Below are 20,175 nucleotides of genomic sequence, written 5' to 3'. Positions count from 1 at the left end.
GATTACTCCAACAGTTCTTGTCCCGTTTCAAAGCTCGATAGATAATACAGCTTGATAACGACACTTGCCGAAAACGCATCTGCTCCTGACGTATTGCTTCCTTGCCGATATTCGACTGATTCAACTTTTAAAAAGCGATTCAGGTTTTCCATCCGATCAATAAAACGCACGATTCCTTCATTCGTCTCACTCAGGAGGTCAAAGCCGATCCTTGTGACCCGAAATTGCGTAGCCAAAGGATTGTCACCAGTCTGATCTGCCATTTGTTCTGGTGTAGGGTAAAGCATCTCCTCATTAAAGGTCGATTGCAAAATCGTGATCGGCAATTCCGTTTCAAGAGCAGCGAGATCAGTAAAATAAGACTCGATCGCCATGCCATTGGGAATGATCGGCACCTCATTGACCGTCTCTGATGAAAGAAGGTCTGGTTCCCCTTGCAGGTAGACCAGCTGTTCTTGAATGTCGCGGATCTCAGCTTCGATCCCAGCTAATTCCTGAGCCAATTCGATCCCTTCGGCACGTTTGGGATTCAGCAAAAATAGCCAGAAAATGAGTACGGAGGTAGCGAGAACTAGTGCAATCACCGCGGAGATGATGATGTGTTTTTTGGAGAAAAAAACTCTAGTCATCCGCTTCCACCTCGCTTTCTTCTTCGCTGTCTTCACTGATCACTTGTGGTGCATCGATTCGTGAGAGATAGACAGTGATGCGCCCATCTTGCGGCGTTGAACTATGAGAGAAGGATTGATAGGTCACATGGTGCACCCAATCGATTGCTTCAAAAGCCGATTTAAGGCGAATCAGACTTTCATAAACATCCCCTTGGACCGCCAAGTTCACCGAAGGAAACAATGGCGTGCCGTCTTGGGCAGTTTCGGACGTTCCCCCATCGCTATTTAGCAGCAAATTATACGAATTGATGGTCACATCGATCCCTGATGCCACTTCCTCAAAGGTTTCCATAATAGGTGCCGTGAAATATTTCTCTTGCTTTTGCAGGGCAATGAATTCTTGTAGGTCTTGAGATTTTGACGCCAACATCTCTTCTAACTGGCGCTGAAAGACGATACGCTCTGCTTGACTAGACATGATATTGCTTTGATTATTGGTTACCAAACGTTGATAATACCAAAAACCTAACCCACAAACCCCAACGACAACTAACGAAAGGAGAAGCGAAACCGAAAGAATGACTTCAAACGCCCGATTACGGATAAATTTATTAGGCAATAGATTGATGTTCATGGTTACACCTCTTTCGTCGCTAATCCCGCAGCCAAGACATAGCGGTCGGGAATTTTTTTCTTGCTGGTTTCACTTACTTTTGCAGAAATCGTCTTGACTGGCAAAGAAGACACGTCATGAAATATTTCTTGGACTTCTTTGCGCAGCATTGGATGACCGCCGACTAAGTAGATTTTTTTCAATTCACAATCAGGCGAGATTTCCTGATAATAGTAAGCAATCACCGAATTCAGGGTTTCTGCCAACCCTTCCAGTGCTTGGATCTCCGCGCTTTCCCTAAAGTTCACTTGCACAGATTGGGCTTTTTCAATATATTTCCAGTTGGCTTGATTATAATCTTCATACTGCAGGTAAGTCGGCACCAATTCTTCAAAAAAGGTAATATTGGCGATGCCAGCATCTAACTCGACCAGCACGAAATTTTCACTCCAGTTGATCTGTCGCTGAAACATGCGACTATACGCCAAAAAACTGCAATCGACGCCCATCAGCTGATGGCCGCCTTTCTTCAATGTGTCGCCGAGTTGAATCAAAATCGGCTCGGATGTGACCACGACTGGCACATTGCCATTTATGGTAAACCGATTCCGTTGGATGACCACAGCTTGCGGCTCTGCTTTTTCTTCCTTCTTGCTGGCCCTTTTCTTTTTCTCTTTTGGCACTTTTTGCTTGTTGCCTTTGCCTAGGATCAGCAAATCAAAAATCGGGTTTTCAAAAGGCAAGGAGATGGACTCCCCCAATTCAAAATACAAGTACTCGCGAATCTCTTTTTCCGAGTTCATCTTGCCGATAGGGATCTGTTTGATCAGCAGACGAGAATTCAGCGCCGTGATCACCACGCTCATCGTGCGTAATCCCAAGCGTTTGGCAATCTCGTTGAAGGCGGCTTCAAGACTATCAGGATTGCGCAGCTTATCATCTTTAAAAATCGTACCATTCACGACCAGCTCGCCGTATTTGAGGCGGTCACCTTTTTTGGTACAGTAACGGATGCAGTTTTTTTGGATGTCGATCCCAACTAAGCGGGGAATTGTTTTTTTGCCAAACATACGAGGACCTGCTTTCTTCTTGTTGGTTTTTATGAAGGCACCAACGTTATTTCTATGTACAACGCTTGCTTAGCAAATCAAGCAAACGCCAAAGTCAGCAACCCGATTCAAAGGAACCAGCCGCTGCCAAGATAAACCATGCCAGTAGCAATGGCGATAAAGGGACCAAAAGCAATGTAGCGGCTTTTGACTTTGCCCCGTAGCATTTGAATCACGTAAAAGATCACTGCCAAGCAAGAAGCGACAAATAAAACGGTCAAAACTTGCACTGGGCCGATATACACGCCTAAGACGGCAAATAATTTGATATCGCCGCCACCCATGCCTTTTTTACTGAGCTCCGCTAAGAGATACAATGGCAAGAAGCCAGCAAAGAAGCCGACGAGCCAATACCACCAAAATTCATTTTGCGGTTGGATCAACCGTAAACCGATCCCTCCGGCGAAAAAAGGGGCTAACACTTTATTGGGGATCAGCTGATAGAAGATGTCGCTGGCAGAAATAATGGCTAATAAGGCTAATAAACACCAAGCGGCAATCACTTCAGCAGTGCCCCAAAACAGCAAGGTCGTACCCGTAAATAGCATGCCGATCAACACTTCATAAAGAAAAGCAATCAGCGGGATCTTTTTTTGACACTTGCGGCACTTGCCTTTTAAAATAAGGTATGATAAAACTGGAATGAGGTCCCTTGCACCCAATGTCTGTTGGCAGTCATCACAGTGCGAGCGAGTCAGCAGGGATTCCTTTTTGGGAACCCGCCAACCAACCACTAGGAAAAAAGAACCTAGACACATTCCTATGATGAAAAGATAACCAATGATTAGGCCCATTGGGATCTGTTGCAAAATTTCGTTCATAAAAAACTCCTTTTTTCCTGGGGGTTGAGTTGCCGTACACCTTAGGTCAGGTTAGTGATTTGAGGTGTTTTAACTGTTGTCGCCACCGCCACCAGCATTTCCACGGAAGAATTCATCCCGAGTCAGTGAATTAATTTCATTTTGTGTTGCATTTGTAAGGGCATTATTTGGCTCTTGTCCAGCCATTAAAGCTCCTTCAGGAACTGTCATGGTTAACGAACCGTTTTGTGCAATTGAAAATACTACTCTTCCAGCTCCTGTAGGTGTAGCTCCAGATGTCGAAGTTCCCCATGAGGTACTATTCATTAGTCCCGCCTCCATTACTTCAAGCAAAGTAAATGTGGTTGTTGTTGAGCTACTATTTAAGCTCGGGTTTGTTGATTGATATAATACAGCTGCTGCATATGCTTGCTGCACTTCAGATATAGCAGCATCTTCACGAGAATTTTGAATCACGTTACCAATCGCAATAACCCCAATCCCAGCGATGATCGCTAAGATAACGACTACTGCCAGTAACTCGACCAAGGAGAGGCCGCGTTCATCTTTCATTAATTTATTCAATCGATTGTCTCTTGTTTCTTCTGCAAAAATTGCATCAATCATAGTTTGTTTACTCCTCCTGTTTCTTCCATATATATTAAACAAGCCGTCTAGGTAGCTTGATAATACCAAAATCATTACCCTTGAATTGCTGCAAAAAGATCGAACATCGGAATCATGATCGCCGAAACGATCAAGCCAACGATCACACAAATCACTAAGATGACAATTGGTTCCATGATCGTCTTCAGTCGTTTACTGGTTTCATCGACCTCTTTTTGATAGATGATACTCAATCGTTTAAGCATATCCTCTAGGGAACCAGTACTTTCGCCAATCTCGACCATCTGGGTCACTAACATCGGGACCATCATGTTGCCACGAAAGACATCGCTCATCTTGCCACCTTCTTCGATTTGAAAGGCACAATTATCGATGATTCGCTTGATGTATTTATTGGAAACGACATCCCGACTCATATTCAAGGCGGTCACCATACCGACGGAGCTGCTGAGCAGTGTCGACATGGTTGTCATAAATAATGAAAAACTATTTTTGGTGATCATATCGCCCATTAGTGGAATGCGTAATAGAAAACTTTGAAAAGCGAAATCGAAGGTTGGATTGCGTCGCGCGATCCACAGTCCGACGAAAAATCCGACGATCAAGACGGCTAAAACCCACCCTCTGGTTTGAAGGAACTCGCTGATCGCCATCGTGGCGACGGTGATCGTCGGCAGATCCGTGTCAAAACTTTCGAATACTTCCACAAACATCGGGACGATCGTTACTAATAAAATAATGGCTACGATAAAGGTTAAAATCACTAAAATAATCGGATAGACCATCGCTGTGACGATCCCGCTGCGGTTTTCGGCGCTTTTTTCATAGTAATCCGCCATATCCTTCAAATTTCCTTCCAGTGATCCAGACATCTCCGAAACAGCGATGACACTGGTCAGAAGTGTCGGAAAGGCATTGGGATGATCTTTGTAGGCTTCTGATAGCGGGCGCCCGCTATCAATCTCATCCCGAACTTCGCCAAGAATTTTCTTGAAATTCGGGTTTTTTTGTTGCTCTTCCAGCATTCGTGAGGCATCAACAATCGTGATCCCCGAAGCGATCAGTGTCGAAAACTGGCGCAAATACCCTACCAACAGTTTTAACGAAACTTTCGTAAAGAGTTGAATCTCTTTGTTCGCCAAGGTTTCTGGCTGTTCGATCAAACTGTTGACTTTGATATGCTTTTGGCGCAGTTTTTGGCGGGCTTCGACGGAGGAATTGGCACGCAAGCTGCCAGAAAACGTTTCGCCACGGACATTGGTGCCTTGATAGGCAAAGAGTGCCATCGGCTATTCGCCCCCTTCCTCCATTAAGTTATCTGCCACATCGGCATCGACCCGTTCCGCAGCAACCAGTTCTTCTAAAGAGGCGCTCATGGTATGCATGCCTTCGTTTTTCCCCATCTGCAGCATATTATGAATCTGGTGGGTTTTCCCTTGACGGATCAAGCTGGCGATCCCTCGGGTATTGAGCATCATCTCAGTTGCTGCTACCCGTCCGTTGCCATCGATCGTTGGCAGCAAGCGTTGGGACAAGATCCCTAGTAATGCGCCAGCAAGCTGTGTACGAATCTGAGTCTGCTGATCGGCAGGAAAGACATCGACGATCCGTTCGATAGTCGCTGGGGCACTTGACGTATGCAAGGTTCCTAATACCAAGTGTCCCGTTTCCGCTGCCGTCAAGGCAATCGAGATCGTTTCAAAATCCCGCAGCTCCCCTACTAAGATGACGTCTGGATCTTGCCGCAGGGCAGCTCGTAAGCCATTGCCAAAGGACATGGTGTCACTGCCAACTTCCCGCTGGGCAACGATGCTTTTTTTGTGGTTATGGATGTACTCGATCGGGTCTTCCAACGTCAAAATATGCGTCTTTTTGGTATCATTCAAATAGTCCAGCATCGCAGCAAGTGTCGTTGATTTCCCTGAACCGGTCGGCCCTGTAACTAAGAACAAGCCTTGGCTTTTATGGATCAGGGTCCGCAAGACGGTCGGCATACCGAGTTTGCTTAACTTCGGGATCTCGATGGGGATCTGCCGTAAGGCGATCGAAACGGTATCTTTTTGGCGGAAAATATTGACCCGAAAGCGACAGATGTCGCCTAGTTCGTAGGCCAAGTCGGTCTCGCCTTTTTCCTTGAATTCCTCCCACTGCCGGTGGTTGCAAAGGATTTCGGCAATGGCTTCGATGTCCTTGGTGTCGATGGTCGGAACCCCTTCGATCGGTAGCAAGTCGCCGTGGCGACGAAAAATCGGCGGTACGCCTTCGACTAAATGGATATCCGATGCTTTTTGTTCGACAGCGATCATCAGCCAATGATCGATCCGCTCTTTAGGTGACATGGCAGCAAATTGCGCCGCTTCGTTGCGATTGACGCCCTGTGCACTGCTGGCAGTCGTCGTTTTTGTTGCTGCTTGCCGTTCTGCTTTTTGAATGATCTCCCGCGTCGAGACAGATCGGTCTTGATCGCTCTGGCGACTGTGGGCACGTTTTTTTTCTCTCAGTTCACGATTTTCCCGAATGCGGGTACGGGTCGGAGCTGTTTTTTCTCTCGTCGCCCTTTTGGTTGCTCGCTCTTGTGTTGCCACTCTCGTTTGATCCATTAAACCAGCCCCTTTCTATGTGCATTTTCTTCTAAAACAATGTATGTAGTTCTCCGGTGATCCCTGGATCACCGATAAATCAATCAGCGCCTCACTCTTCTGCAGCGACCACCTTCAAGACTTCTTCGATGGTGGAAAAGCCTTGTTGCACTTTGTCTAACCCATCATCCAACAAAAAGCGCATCTTTCGTTCCTGAACATAATCCATCAGCTGGTCGTTGGTCGCTTTTTTCGTGATCATACGGCGCAGCTTGGCATCGATCGTCAACAGCTCTTGGACGGCCATTCGCCCTTTGAATCCTGTATTGCCACACTTTGGACAGCCCACAGGCTGTGCCAGTTCCGTAACCGTGATGCCATAGGATTCAAATAACTGCTTGTCCTTGTCGCTGGCTGGTCCCACTGTCTTACAAGAAGAACAAAGGGTTCGGACGAGCCGTTGAGCTAAGATGCCTTCTAACGCATTGGCGACCAGAAACGGTTCTACCCCCATATCGACTAAGCGATTGATGGTACTGACGGAATCGTTGGTATGAAGGGTGGATAATACCAAGTGCCCAGTCATGGAAGCCCGAATCGCAATCTCCGCCGTTTCGCCATCCCGAATCTCTCCTACCATCACGACATTGGGGTCTTGCCGCAAGATCGACCGTAACCCAGCGGAAAAGGTCAAACCGACGTTGCTGTTGACTGCCACTTGGTTGATACCTTGCAGCTGAAACTCTACTGGGTCTTCGACGGTGATAATATTGATCTCCGGCGTGTTCAACTCTTGCAGCGCTGCATACAAGGAAGATGATTTCCCTGATCCTGTCGGTCCAGTGACAAGAATGATCCCGTGGGGTTTATGCAAAATCGCTTTAAAGGTTGCCAATACCTTCGGTTCAAAGCGAAACTCATCTAGGCGCCGAATACCACTGGAGCGATCCAACACCCGAATCACGACTTTCTCCCCATGAATGACAGGCAAAACCGAGACCCGCAAATCAACCACGTTGCCCCCGTTACGAATCATTGCCCGACCATCTTGTGGCACACGTGTTTCGGTGATATCCAAGGAGGAAATGATTTTCAGTCGTGAAGTAACACCAGTCTGAATACTCTTAGGCAAGTTTTCATGGGTGCGAAGCTCCCCATCGACCCGTAAGCGGACGACTAATCCTTTTTCTTGGGGATCGAAATGGATATCACTGGCGCCCCGATCCACCGCATCTTGCAGCAGGGTATTGACCAATTTGACGATCGGCGAATCATCTAATTTTGAGTCGCCTTCTGGGTCGATGGTTTCAACGAGAGAGTCGCTCAAGCCATCCAAACTGATCTCAGAAGGGTAATCGCGAACGATCAGTTGTTGGATATCGGCATTGTGGGCTTTTTGCGGACGAATCAATAACCCAGTGATTAAACGCATTTCATTGATCGCCGCATAATCCCCAGGGTTTGCCATCGCAACGGTCAAACGATTGCCTTTTTTCTCTAACGGAAAGACGCTGTGCTGTTTGGCAAACGAGCGGGGGATCAGGGACAAAACCTCTGAGCTGATCTCTAAGTCAAACAGGTTGCCTGTTTGTGTTTTCTCAGCGGTGGTTGAACTTGGACTACTCTCAGACTTTTTGAGAGGCCTTCTAGGTTTTCTACGTGGCGTTCTTTCACTTGATTGCGGCAACTGGCGCCCTCCTTTCAATAATCGAGTTTGTTGATATAGTCAAACATTCGTGTAACGGTTAAATATGCTTCATCATCAGACCACATGTTTCGATCCAAAAAACTTCTGAGGATCGTTACCTCCCCCGGTTGTGCCTGACTTTCAAAGTCGCGGACGCGATAATTGACGCCTAATTGTTGCAGTTGATTTTCTAGTTCCACCTGGTCATCCATATAGTAAGGTACGAGAACGACCGTTCCTTCAAGACGACGGTTATGAGCCCCTGTTGCTAAAAAAGTCGGGTCAAATAATGCCAAATCTGGCAGTATTTCCATGACAAAGGTCGACTCTCTATCCACAGCTAAATGAAAGGGTTCAACGCCTGTATGACCCAAGATCAGCTGGGCACCATTTTTTAAGGTGATTTGATTCCAATACGCTGGATCTTCATAATAAGAATCAAAAACCGCTGAACTGCCGGCTTCTGCTAATGCCAATCTACGAGCAGTTTTCGGCGCATCGATAAATGAAAGCCCGTGAACCTCCATTATGGTATTGCTGCCATCCAATGTGATTCTTGACGGGTCATGGGGCACTGTGAATTGATTTTGATTCTGAAAATACGAGAAATCATCGATTGTTCCACCACTAGGCATCATCGTATTCGTCAGCATAAAATCACCATAAACAGTAATCCTTCGTTCCGTATCTTCGGTACTATGTACGATCGAGCCTTCCGTGACTGGTCCCGCATAAAAATTGCTGCTCGTCAGAACCATCGACGGCTTCATAAACGTCAAACTACCATCTGCCGCAGGATTCTGTTTCGTGGCTTCTCGATGATAAAAATTAAAATAATTGCTATTTAATTCGCCTAACCCAGTGCCCGCATCCGGTGAATTTACGGAAACATTTAGATGGCCTTCAGCAAAGAGAACCCCTTCTTGCTCAACTCTCGAAGCCGAACTATTGGTGTTGTTGATCCATACGTTTCCAGCAAGGATATCCGTATAGGCTTGTGAGAGGACCAAGCGACTGCCAGCTCGACTGCCCAAATCGATATACATTCCTAAACCGGCTTGCAAGAAGATGTCTTTGATCACGTTCAACCCGTTACTAGGCTGTCCGCCATCATTCTGGATCGCAAGCAGACTTTTTGACGAAAATTGCCCGCTTCCCTGTCCTTCCATCTGGACCCCATGATTAAAGAAAAAGGAACCATCGAAATGCAGCCAATTAAGAATCGGCTTTGTTCGAAAATCTAAAAATCTGCCGTCTTGAAAATCTTGCAGGACATTGTTGGCAAACCCGAATTGCAAGAAGTCATCCGATTCAAAAGCGAGATAATCAAACGATGGACGTACGCGCTGGAAATCGGCGACTTCAAACAATTTTCGAACCCAAGTATCGGCGGATACAGCTTGCCCTGCTGTAGAGGGTAAGTAATAGGGATAAAAAATGTTTCGCCAAATGTCCAGCTGTGTTTGTCTTTGTTCGAGGTCTTCTTCTTCAAGCTGCATTTCATAGATATATTCAGCAGAAGCTGTATGTACTCGCGGTTGCCCTTCAGCCAATTGCGTCTGATCCGTGACTTGCGATTGAATTTGAATAATGATTTGAAGATTGGTTTTATCTGGCAGCATCGAGGCGGATTGGATCCATCCTTGCTCCCCACCAGATTTGGTCATTACATAAGGGGCGATCTCATTATATTCATAGTCAACGACAGAGGAGGTAAAAGAAAATTTATCATCGATGTTCTCATTCACATCGACTTCGTCCAGCACAAATCTCAATTCGTTATCTAGATGGTCTTGCCAGTCATTATTATTAGAATAGAAGCCGCCATTCTGCATGGTTCGAGTGATGAAATCATCTATTCTCAGTTTTAGCTCCTGAGAAGCGAGTTGAAAGGAATATTCGTGTACATCTTCCACTCGACGGAAGCTATCTATCGTTCGAATTTGTGAATTGACATTTCGAGCAACAAGGAAGACCAAGCTAATCATCAAAGAGGAAAGAATGATCGCCGCGAGGGCATAAATCAGCGCAAAACCAGCTTCATTTTGTCTACCATCTTCCATTCCCGGGTACCCCCCCTCTTGCTTTCTCATTGTCCCGATAATTGATCGTAAATTCTCGTCTATAGATAATCTGCTCGTGGTAATCAGTGACCAGATCCTCCATCTGCCACCAGCCAGTCAAATCATCATAATAATCCGCAAAATTGATCGTTTCCGTGTAAAACAAAACGAAAAATTTGGTCTGGATACTGAACGTATCGCGATAATTTGGCGTATAGTGATGGGTCAGCGTCGCTTCATTCTCATTTTTTTGTTGAATGATCTTTAGCTTAATGGTAGGGTCTTTCGTATCATAGACTCTGGCACGGATATTGTTGGTATCTGTGATATCCGTCACAACCATTCGCGGACTGCCCTCTTCCGTAATTGCTGCCCCTAAGGTTCCTTCGGGCATGGTTTTGACAATATGTTCCTCGTGGAAAAGAAGACTATCATATTTTCCTAAATACCCCGCATGCTCATAGATGCCGTCAATTTTGGCGATTTGGTCTGCTTGCGCCATGATTTCATTCGCGATCCCTTGAAAGGCAGCAATTCGACCTTGACGGACAGAGGCTTGGACGATCAGAAAGAGTGTCCCAGAAAAGAGAGCAATGATAATGCCGAATATCACGATCGCCCCTAACAATTCGACAAGCGTGACTCCTTGCTCATCTTGTAACCGATGCTTCATCTGCGCCCCTCCTTTGCAACTTCCGCAAGAACAGCCAGCCCCTTCAATAGTCAACTACCCAATGCAGATACGTTTCTGTCAAAAATGCGCCCGTTTGTTTATCGAAGACCTGAATAATAAGTCCGATGCCCAGCTGCCGACGATCATAACTGTCTTCTCGCAGTCCATGCCTGGGGTCTTCACGAATGGAGACCTTGACTAAATAGTTGGTGGTTTCTTCATTCTCCGACAAGTACGTTCCCATATAGAGGCGATTTTCTTCCGAATTTGCCAAGGGCTGCGGCAAATGAGCGCCAGAATGATCGTATACCACTTTGCGAATAAATCGTCCCCGATTGAGATCATCTACAGCAATCGGGATTTCTTCATACATCGGTTGCCCTTGCGCATTGTATTGAATCCCTGAATTATCGAGGACCAAATGGTGTCTGCGAATTTCTGAGGGGGCATCTGGATCGCCCATCATCCAAGATGGTCGAGCAGTAAAGATTCCGATATTCAAATCCGCCAAATCTTGGGTCTGCGCTCGGTAGATTAGCCATTCCTTGACGTCATCTCGTGCTGCGATGGCCTCTTCCATTCGGGTATTGTAGCTAAGGATCAGGTTGTTTTGGATGATCAGCATGGCGATCATGACCATCGCGATCCCGAGAATGACGATCGCTCCAAGGATCTCAACAAGGCTGAACCCTGATTCATCAAGTACTCTATGTGCTTGTCTGCCGTTTTTCAGTTTCATCACCTGCTTTTTGCCTAGCCCCCGATCAAGGAGAGTCCTTTTCTTCTAGCTGGTTGATACTTGTATCTGGGTCAAGAAAAGATAATTTGCTAAGGGTGAACCCCCAGTGAATCAGTTTATTGAAATCAGGGTAGTCAGCTAATGGAATACTTTTTTTGGCTTTGCGTGTGATGCGAATTCGTTCCCTGATATAATGATACCTTTCTTCTTCAACCAGTCGCTGAATCTCGGCGATCCCTTTTTCAACATCAGGATCTTCGACATTCGCTTGCATGTATTGTTGGTAGAAATAATCCAAATACTTCCCGTATTGAAGAAAATAACGGTATTCAATTTCTTCAATGACCATTTTCACGTGAATCTCTCCTTGACTTATTTTCTAGCAACTTATTGAAGTGAGTGCAAATGCCGATAGATGATCGCAGTGGCACTCTCTGGCCGATCATTGTCTAACTGAAAGACCTCCTTTGATGATTGTCGATCAGAAGCCTGAATGACTTCGACTTTCGGTAAAAGTTCGTAGGCAAGATGGCTATCGTCTGCGACACTTGTATCGATCATCACTTGTTCGATCAGTGAACGGGTGACGCCATAACCGTCTTCACTTTGATAGGATCGGTCCAAAGGGAAACTATAATAAAACCAGCCATCATCGGGATTATAGATCCAAGTATTTCGATCGATCTGACGGTAATCGCTCAAAGAGCCGAATTCGATCATGATGGCTTCTGAGTCGATCTGGGCGGGACTTTCAGACACAAAGCTGCTTAGCGTTTTCACCGTTTGGGTCGGATACAACCCAGCAGCATCGGGAAACGCACTGATCATCTCTGGCAATTGAAAGGCACTGCCTAACCCAGATTCTGTCGTCGTGTAATCAAATGACGACTGGTCAATCGTTCCTTGTTCTCCGAGATACGTGAATCCCGTAGGTTCTTCATTGGTGGAAAAGGGGCTGGCTAGCTGCGACTCCGCCCAGTTTCGAACAAAATAACGATACCCTTCAAGATAATAACTATAGGTCAAGTTGGCTGCTTCAAAGGTCCACTCAGCAACCGGATCAGCAGGATTGAGCAGCAGCAGTTCCCCACTCATTTTCTGCATGACCGGTTGTTGGTTTCGTCGAAAGGAATAGCTGAAGTGCGCTTCGACAAGGACCGGTTCTTGCCAGAGATCTGGCGGACCATCGATCAAGTCTGATGACGGTTGCTCCTCCATTTCTTCATTGCCTTCGGTGTGATCGTAGAAGCTCTCAGGATTATCCTGTCCTTCAGCGTCTAATTCCCCCAATAACTCCTGCATCTCTTCGCTATCGAAGGCATCCAAGGCAGGCGTGGGTGCCAACTCTTCGATCGTCTCATCGCTGATCCAAACCATCACTTGACCATCAAGAGCATTTCCAACGAGTTCTGGGATCTGCTGGGTCACGTTCTGATACCCTCTTGCTAAAATTTCGTTTTCATCAAAGCGAGACAGTACTGGTAATAAGTCTGGCGCATCACTCGCATCTGCCGCCTGCTCAAAAGCTGCTTCCTCACTGTCTGGCGCGACATAGCGCAGCACTTCTTCAAAGCTTGCTCGAACAAACACTGGCACTTCACTGGCGTTCATTACCCGAACGGATCGTTGGATCGTCGTCCCTATAAGGGTCATTCGTTCCTGCCATTCTTCCAAAATCTCGATTTTTTCGAACACTTCATTTTCATCCGCTAAACGACGAATGTGAATAGACTGATTATTCTGCCAAATCAAGATGCTAAGCAACAAAAGAAAGAAAAGCAGACCCGCGATACTATTTCTTAACACTATTTTTTTTTGCAACCTTGTTTCCTCTTTTCTCAAGTAATGACGGCTCTCAAGTAAAGAGATAAATGCCTAATAGAATGAATAAGGCGATCAATGATACACAGAAGATGATAGATAATATCAAGTTTTGATCAATAAAACGAAACACATCTGCTACATGGTTGATACTCATTGAGACTTCCCCAACGAAACGGTCTGCTTCGATGGCTTCTTCCCCAAATGCCTGTCCATCACCAATGACGGATAAATGATAGCCTTGCTCTTCGTCAGCCTCGATCGATAGCACTCGGCGGGCAATATAGCCTGTTCCTGAGCTATTTGTAAAGACTCCGATCCCGTTTGGCTGTACTTGAGTGAAGGCTTGTTCTCTTAAAATGATCAAATCTTGTGTGCGTAATGCGGAGCTGTCAAGATTCGCCATGCCATTATCTGATAAACGCACCACCCGATGATTGAAAACCGTCATCTCGTTTTGATCAGCTACATATAAGCCGATAAACGTAAAGAGGACAGTCATGCTACAAACCAAGAAAATCAGATAAATGATTTTCAGTACGAGATCACCAGATTTCTTTTTAGCTGTTGGTTTCTTCGTCGCAGCTTTGCCTTTTTGCGGGGTTGGTCGTTTCTGGGAAACCTCCGCTGGTTTTTTTCCTTGCTTGTGGGTCCCTTTTGATTTGGCATTCGGAGTACTTGATTTCTTAGTTTTCCCCTGCTCGTTGCGCTGGCTTGGACGTGCTTGCTGCGGTGGACGCTTTTTCTTTTTGCGTGGTGCTTCACTGGTCGTACTGGCAGCTGCTCTTTCTTTTTGCTTGCTAGGATGCTGCTTTTCGGTCGGTAATTTGGGGCGATTCGCTGTGCTAGCCGCTTTTTTTCGTTTCTCTTTCGCAGGCGCCTGTCCTGTCGGTTCTTTTTGAGGTGGCTTTTTTGGTCGTTTCTTGCCACTTGAAGGGCTGGCTTGCTTGCCTTGCGCTTGAAACTTTTCGATTCGGGGATTTCTCGGTGTATCCTCTGGTTGTTCTCGTTTTTTTTCACGTTTGGCAGGCTGTGGCGGACGTTTTTTTCTTCTAGGTGCTTGCGACTGATTACTCATTGGCATCTACCTCGCTGCCCGCTCGTTCCATCCCTCTTAATTGGTTTGCATAAGTATTGGCATTGGCATTTTCCTGCAAGCGATCCTTGACAGTCCGAATGGACGCTGGCAAATTCCCTGAGCCTCGACGATTTGCCGAGCTTCTTTGCAAGTCTTCAAACAACGAACGGGTCGTCTTAGCTTCTTCCTTGCGGGCTGCTTCGATTGCTTGTGCACGTGTGCGTTCAATCTCTTCCAAGACCTCTTCGGTCGGCTCGTTGTCATAGATGGTTAGATCATAGGCCTCGATCAACGCATTCAGCTTTTGGTCATAATGGATGTCCGTGGCATAGCGCCCTGTCAACCATGCAGTTGCTTCCCGATAGGTTGGGGCATTTTCTTTCCATACGGGGGCATAAAAGCGCGGGTTGCCTGTGATGCCTCCTCTTAGTAAGCGAGCGTAATCTTCGATGGATTCACGGTAACTTGGGTATTTACGGAAATTGGAAGAGATCGTATACCACGCGCCACTTCCATCATCTTCTTGCGTGTTGAAGGTCACTTTTTGCCCACGAAAGCTGCCCTTGATGCCGAAAAGATTGTGGTTTGGTGGACTGGATAAGGCACTATTTCCTGAGCCAGTCTCCAAGATGGCTTGTGCGATCATCACTGAAGCATAAAGATCATTGTTATAGGCAACATCCTGCGCGTCAGAACCGATCTCATTGATGAATTGTTGTGTCGTTAGATTACGAGAAACCGAAAACTGAAAGTTGCTTTCCCGCTCTTCTTCATCGATCGGTGATTCGGGTTCTTCAGTGATTGGATCGGGATCTTTTTCTTTGTCCTGATTGGTTTGATTCCCATTTGATTGGTTGTTTCCGCTATTGTTGCTGCTGTTCGTATCGTTGGTTTCTTCCTCATTCGTTTCAGGTCCAGCAGGCTGATTCGGCTGTTGATCGCCTTCTGAAGGCTCTGGCATCGGCGGAACATCTTCAGTCTCTTGGTCTTCTGTTTCATCGGTGCCGCTCTCTGTTTCTTCCTCGTCTGTCTGCCCATCATCTGCCGGTCGTTCAACATCATTTACGACTTGGACTTCCGTTCCTTTTTCGGCCTGCTCCGATTCTTCTGGGAGGCTTTCATTTGTTTGTTCTGGAGGAGTATCAAGTTGCTCCGTTATCCTGTCAGCTCCTTCGTAAGAGACCGGTCGGAGGGCATCCGTTATCGATTGCCCACGACTTTCTCGTTGTGCATCGATGGTTTCCATATAAGTAGATGGTTCTACACCTAAGATCGATCGAACCATGGCTTCAGAAATCGTTTGATTATTGATGATTCCGATAAATGCTCCGATCGCTAACAGACTTTTTACGTTTCTTCTGGGCTTTTTCATCTTCTTGATCCTCCTCCTTGGGGCTGTTCTTGCTGGTGCCTTTTTTTGGTCGTTCATGGTCTTTGCTTTCATTTTTTTCAAGCTGTACAAGCAGCAATTGATAATGAAAGGCATTGTTCCGCAAATACATCGTAAAACCTAGCAAAAGAGCGAGTAAAAACAAATGACTGATAGTGACATATTCTCGAAAGGCAGAGAGATAAAAATAGGCGGTCAGCTGCAAAAATACCGCTAATGGGATCAAAGAAGCAATAAAGTAGATGCGGTATAAGAATAAGAATCGTTGTTTTTGCTTTTGGGTTCTCATAGACTGCTCCTAACGTCTGTATTGCCTTCGATCAATGCTTTTTTTTCTAATAGATAGCTTTCGCTTTGGAGAAGATCAAAGTAAGCGGCTTTTCGTAAAAGATTGTCATAGTCCATCTTCATAATGCGTGCGTAAGGTTTTCTAAACCATGGTCGCTCATACAATTTGACCCGTGACTCAATCACGCTGCATTCATAAAAAACCAAGCTGATATCTTTAGCAGAAAGGTTGTTGTCGACCACTTGCTGCACTTGCCCTCTCTCATAGGTCAACTCTTTTTCGTTCAAGGTCATCTTTTCGATCTTTTGTACGAGATTGTCATTGATGCGCCAAACCTGTTCTAGGTATTTGGCTTTTTGAAAAAGATAGGTATATTCTCGTAAGCTGATCTTCAATTGCGTATGCCAGTTCTCGTCTTCTTCATCGGTCAAGCTGTTTAAATAGTGGATACTATTTTTGATCAAAGAGGCTTCTAAGTTTTCGATGTAGATCTCAAGCTTTTGATTGGCCAAGCGCAAACGCTCTTTGCTTGCACGTTCTCGCTTCGCCTCTTCCTCCAACGCTAATTCATTGGCGTTGACTTTGGGTAATTGCTTGGCTTTTTTTGACTGTTTTTTTTTGCTGCTTTTTTTGCGAACTTTCTTTTTGAACTTTGGTGGCTCATCCGCACTGACCTTTTGGAACTCGACTGTGTCTTCCAGCTCTTTTTTCACTGCATCGGTTTTGCCTTGCCGTTTTTCTTCATGGACTTGCGCTTTCGGGCGACTCACAAACGTGACATTTTGTTCATCGATCACACTTTGAACGATTTTTGCCAGTTGCTCTTTAAAGTCGTTCGCATCACTTACACCAGCCGAGGCTTGCTGCTGCAAGCTGGCATCCAACTGAATCGTAAAGGGAAACTCTTCTTCTGTGTATGCGATTGGTACAAACTCCAAAAACAAATTGCTTTTCTCATCGGACACATGATTGATGCCGATTTGCGTCCACACAAACTGAGGAAATTGCTGTTCCAAGGGAATGCGTAATTTTGAGTAATCGATTTTTTTTCGTAAAATCTCCATCTCGATATGATGGGTGAAGGCTTCGATGGAATAAAATTGCTCAAAGTAATGCGTCACTTGTTTGCGGATCGAGGATTTGAGCGGCCACTTTTTTTGATAGAGGTTGTCGCAGGCAGTGATTACTGATGGAAGTGCCTCTTGTTTATAAAATAATTCCTCAAGATTTGGACTCAAGGTTGGATAGATGGCAATTTTTAAAATATCATTCGTCACATTCGTCCCAATAACCAACATTCTCATAAGAAATCAACTCGTAGTTGTTGCCCGTGATTTCTTAAACAGCACATATGGTCCTAGTGGGTTTCCCTCCTTTGTCGTGTCGCTCTCAGAAATTATTCAGCAGACCTTTTCGTCTATTCCGACTTATAACCTTCGTTTTAGTCTGGCAGATTCAATACTTTGCTATGCTGGATCAACTGCTCAAACAGCCCTTTCGACTCATGATGAAACGCCGTAAGTCGTTCTTGGTATTGCTTGATCTCTTGACGGATCTTCATCACTTCCATCGATGCTTCTGAAATGATCTTGTGGGCTTCATTTTCCGCCATTTGACGTCTTCTGTCAGCTTCCAGTTCTGCTTCAGCAGCGGTTTCCCGTGCTTTTTCTTTTGCTTCGATCAAAATCGTCGCCAGCTCGTCCTTCATTTGTTCGACCTTAGTCAATTCACGTTCCAAGTCACGCTGTAAGACATTCTTATCTGCCAATTGTTCGACTCTTGAACGCTCGAGATCACGATATTTCGCTTCGGCTTCTTGCAAGCGCATGTTCAACTGTTGATTTTCATTTTCAAGCGAAGTGATCCGCCGCATGCTTTCGACTTCTTTTAATTTGTAGTTTTCGATAATCGCCGCTTTTTCTTCTAAATGAATCGCTTTTTCTTCAAACGCTTGGACTTGCTTGCTTTTTTCTTCTAATTCTTTTAGCAGTTCATCTTCTCTTTGACGCAATTGTTCGAGCTCTTCTTCTACTTCGATCAATTCGTCTTCTTGACTCGTCAACTGCTCAATTTCTTGCTCATAATTGGTTTTGAGGGCTTCTTGTTGACGTTCTGCTTCTTTTAACTGCTGCTGTAACTCGTTGTAGCGCATTTGCAGCTGCTTGTTTTCATAAATGATACTTTCTTGTTGCGTCGCTTGCGAAGCCATCCGATTGATGGATTCTTGTTTGTTTTCCAATTGCTTGGTCAAATGTTCGACGGTTTTGGTCAATTGTGAAACGGTATTTTCTAATGCCAGCAGCTCTTCTTGGGCATCATCCTCATACTCGTCTTCCTCGTATTCTTCATCATCGTATTCATCGTCCTCGTACTCGTCGTCATCATATTCTTCATCGTCATACTCATCGTCATCATATTCTTCATCATCGTACTCGTCTTCGTCGTACTCTTCTTCATCATATTCCTCGTCGTAGACATGAACGCCTTCGTAAGTTTCTTCATCTTTCTTTTTGCGAAATAATGCCATGTTACCCCTCCTGATTCCTCACTCATCGATGATTTGATTCGTTGAACAATTTAATGTGTCTACAAATTGGTCTGCTTGTTCGTCTGCTTTCGTGAAAAGTTGCACTTTGGCTGTTCTACCCTCGGGCTTTTTTTCAAACGAGCTGACGTTTCTGCTGTGACCTTTTGAGCAGTGATGTCCGCTTCCTTCTTGTCCCCCTTCGCTTAAAAAAGAAAGCAAAGACCCCCACATCCCTGGATTTCCACGACCTCCATGTATTTTGGAAGATAGAAATCAAGTAAATGAATCGGCCTGTTTCTCAATAAAATAGCCATTAAACGAAAAGACGGCTTCCGTTCGCAGAACATCTGTTGTCTATTTGATAGTATCAAAGCAAAAACAGATTGAAAAATCAGATATTTCTTCACTTGATGAAATATTTGTCAGAGGAAACCATTTATCCCCAGTGATATTGTTAAAAATGAGCAAAATATCCTCGTATTAAAAAACAGGCGTTCTTCTTTAAACGATCTTTATCTTAAATCAACAATCACGCCTTCTTAACCGCCGATCAATCCCCTCAAAAAAAATCAGCGACCTTATAAGCCAAGGTCGCTGATCGATTCTTTACCTATTATATAGTTTTCCTGCTCAGTCATCTTTCATCCATTGGAAGCGATCCCTTTTCTCTCAGTTTGCCAGTCAGCTGCTCCGCAACTGTAAGTTATTTTCTCCCTGATGGGCTGCTTTTCTATTGCCTTAAAAAAAGAAAGAACCGTTTCTTGAAAATCCGTTTTCTTTAAACGAACAACTTTTTATGCATATATAATGTCGCCATCCGATAATCATAATGGATCATCGAAAAGGCTAATAGTTCGCCATTTCTCAGATAGCTGTCGTCTCGTACGATCAGTGCGGGCATGCCTTCTTCTAGATGAAAAAACGCAGCTTGTTCCTGTGATAGCGGTTTGCTTTGGATAAACTTGTCGATGAAGGCGACTGTCAGTTGTTTTTCTTCTGCCAAAGCTTGGAACATTGACCCCTCCATCATTGTTTCGGAGATCTCCCCCACGATTTCAGGTATATAATAGGAACGTTCAATCAAATAGGGTTTGTCATCTAATGTGCGAAAACGTTGGACTTCGATAAAGTGTTGATCTTTCGCAAATTGTTTTTGACTTGGAAGAAACAGCGCCTCTGATACTTTGACCAGCCGCTTTGAGGCTTTGACCGTTCGAATGTTTTTCTCGCCCCGGGTCAAGTCTTCATTGAAGCCAAGATCTCCTTGTTCAATGGCCGGTTTTTGGTTGTTTTGAAAGCGAATATACGAGCCGCGGCCTTGCATCTGGTAGATCCAGCCCATCTTGCTCAATTTATTGAGGGCTTGACGTAACGTATAACGAGAAACTGGATAAATCGCCAAAAGCTCTCGTTCACTAGGCATCTTCCCCTGCTCATTTCCTATGTCACCCGCTTCGATCTTTCTGATCAATTCCGCTGCTAAGTCTTCAATACTGAGTTTCGTCATTTGCCTACTCCTTTCCTTCGGATTCTCTACTACTATTATCATCTTTGGCGTAAAAAAAGCCA

Annotated in this window: 19 protein-coding genes; all 19 read right to left on the bottom strand. The window is 45.2% G+C overall.

The features are described from left to right. Positions 1–2: 2 nt before the first annotated feature. The 19 genes from A5867_RS07355 to A5867_RS07260 all read right to left on the bottom strand — a co-directional run bounded on the left by A5867_RS07355 (position 3) and on the right by A5867_RS07260 (position 20,113). The gene (locus A5867_RS07355; RefSeq protein WP_087627265.1) at positions 3–629 is read right to left on the bottom strand and encodes a hypothetical protein; all 627 of its coding nucleotides are present in this window, start codon (positions 627–629) and stop codon (positions 3–5) included. Beyond that, the gene (locus A5867_RS07350) at positions 622–1,245 is read right to left on the bottom strand and encodes a hypothetical protein (protein WP_074536887.1); all 624 of its coding nucleotides are present in this window, start codon (positions 1,243–1,245) and stop codon (positions 622–624) included. The genes A5867_RS07355 and A5867_RS07350 overlap by 8 nt, the downstream gene beginning before the upstream one ends. Before the next feature lie 2 nt (positions 1,246–1,247). Next, positions 1,248–2,294 (bottom strand): hypothetical protein, encoded by a 1,047-nt coding sequence (locus A5867_RS07345; protein WP_087627264.1) that lies wholly within the window; start codon positions 2,292–2,294, stop codon positions 1,248–1,250. Positions 2,295–2,401: 107 nt separating this feature from the next. Next, positions 2,402–3,154 (bottom strand): A24 family peptidase, encoded by a 753-nt coding sequence (locus A5867_RS07340; protein ID WP_008378680.1) that lies wholly within the window; start codon positions 3,152–3,154, stop codon positions 2,402–2,404. A gap of 69 nt (positions 3,155–3,223) precedes the next feature. After that, positions 3,224–3,760: a prepilin-type N-terminal cleavage/methylation domain-containing protein gene (locus tag A5867_RS07335; RefSeq protein WP_167822923.1), complete on the bottom strand. Its 537-nt coding sequence runs from the start codon at positions 3,758–3,760 to the stop codon at positions 3,224–3,226. 74 nt (positions 3,761–3,834) lie between these two features. Next, positions 3,835–5,046: a type II secretion system F family protein gene (locus A5867_RS07330; RefSeq protein ID WP_087627262.1), complete on the bottom strand. Its 1,212-nt coding sequence runs from the start codon at positions 5,044–5,046 to the stop codon at positions 3,835–3,837. A 3-nt stretch (positions 5,047–5,049) separates the two neighbouring features. Then, positions 5,050–6,360: a type IV pilus twitching motility protein PilT gene (locus tag A5867_RS07325; RefSeq protein ID WP_087627261.1), complete on the bottom strand. Its 1,311-nt coding sequence runs from the start codon at positions 6,358–6,360 to the stop codon at positions 5,050–5,052. Positions 6,361–6,451: 91 nt separating this feature from the next. After that, positions 6,452–8,026, bottom strand: a complete 1,575-nt coding sequence (locus A5867_RS07320; protein WP_249270028.1) for a GspE/PulE family protein — start codon at positions 8,024–8,026, stop codon at positions 6,452–6,454. 14 nt (positions 8,027–8,040) lie between these two features. Next, on the bottom strand, positions 8,041–10,089 hold the full coding sequence (locus A5867_RS07315) for a phage head-tail adapter protein (RefSeq protein ID WP_087627259.1): 2,049 nt from the start codon (positions 10,087–10,089) through the stop codon (positions 8,041–8,043). Further along, complete coding sequence (locus A5867_RS07310) at positions 10,076–10,762, bottom strand: type II secretion system protein (RefSeq protein ID WP_074536892.1); 687 nt, start codon at positions 10,760–10,762, stop codon at positions 10,076–10,078. Before A5867_RS07310 ends, A5867_RS07315 begins: the two co-directional genes overlap by 14 nt. 43 nt (positions 10,763–10,805) lie before the next feature. Beyond that, positions 10,806–11,501 (bottom strand): prepilin-type cleavage/methylation protein, encoded by a 696-nt coding sequence (locus A5867_RS07305; RefSeq protein ID WP_087627258.1) that lies wholly within the window; start codon positions 11,499–11,501, stop codon positions 10,806–10,808. 25 nt (positions 11,502–11,526) lie between these two features. After that, complete coding sequence (locus A5867_RS07300) at positions 11,527–11,850, bottom strand: hypothetical protein (RefSeq protein WP_016610400.1); 324 nt, start codon at positions 11,848–11,850, stop codon at positions 11,527–11,529. Between the two features lie 38 nt (positions 11,851–11,888). Beyond that, a complete protein-coding gene (locus A5867_RS07295) occupies positions 11,889–13,343 on the bottom strand; it encodes a hypothetical protein (protein WP_087627257.1) in 1,455 nt (484 codons plus the stop codon). A 13-nt stretch (positions 13,344–13,356) separates the two neighbouring features. Next, entirely contained in the window at positions 13,357–14,400 is a 1,044-nt protein-coding gene (locus A5867_RS07290) for a hypothetical protein (RefSeq protein WP_087627256.1), read from the bottom strand. Continuing rightward, positions 14,393–15,772 carry a glucosaminidase domain-containing protein gene (locus A5867_RS07285; protein WP_087627255.1) on the bottom strand — a complete coding sequence of 460 codons (1,380 nt, stop codon included), beginning with the start codon at positions 15,770–15,772 and terminating at the stop codon, positions 14,393–14,395. The genes A5867_RS07290 and A5867_RS07285 overlap by 8 nt, the downstream gene beginning before the upstream one ends. Continuing rightward, positions 15,705–16,079, bottom strand: a complete 375-nt coding sequence (locus tag A5867_RS07280; RefSeq protein ID WP_005235091.1) for a hypothetical protein — start codon at positions 16,077–16,079, stop codon at positions 15,705–15,707. The genes A5867_RS07285 and A5867_RS07280 overlap by 68 nt, the downstream gene beginning before the upstream one ends. Next, positions 16,076–17,383, bottom strand: a complete 1,308-nt coding sequence (locus A5867_RS07275) for a hypothetical protein (protein WP_087627254.1) — start codon at positions 17,381–17,383, stop codon at positions 16,076–16,078. The genes A5867_RS07280 and A5867_RS07275 overlap by 4 nt, the downstream gene beginning before the upstream one ends. A 137-nt stretch (positions 17,384–17,520) precedes the next feature. Then, positions 17,521–18,606: a DivIVA domain-containing protein gene (locus tag A5867_RS07270; RefSeq protein WP_087627253.1), complete on the bottom strand. Its 1,086-nt coding sequence runs from the start codon at positions 18,604–18,606 to the stop codon at positions 17,521–17,523. A 778-nt stretch (positions 18,607–19,384) separates the two neighbouring features. After that, positions 19,385–20,113 carry a GntR family transcriptional regulator gene (locus tag A5867_RS07260; protein ID WP_015509421.1) on the bottom strand — a complete coding sequence of 243 codons (729 nt, stop codon included), beginning with the start codon at positions 20,111–20,113 and terminating at the stop codon, positions 19,385–19,387. Positions 20,114–20,175: the final 62 nt, after the last annotated feature.

The organism is Enterococcus sp. 6D12_DIV0197 (genome assembly GCF_002174385.1).
GTDB lineage: Bacteria > Bacillota > Bacilli > Lactobacillales > Enterococcaceae > Enterococcus_D > Enterococcus_D casseliflavus.
Note: the sequence above shows the minus strand (reverse complement) of the source record. Positions and strands in the feature narration are given on the sequence as shown.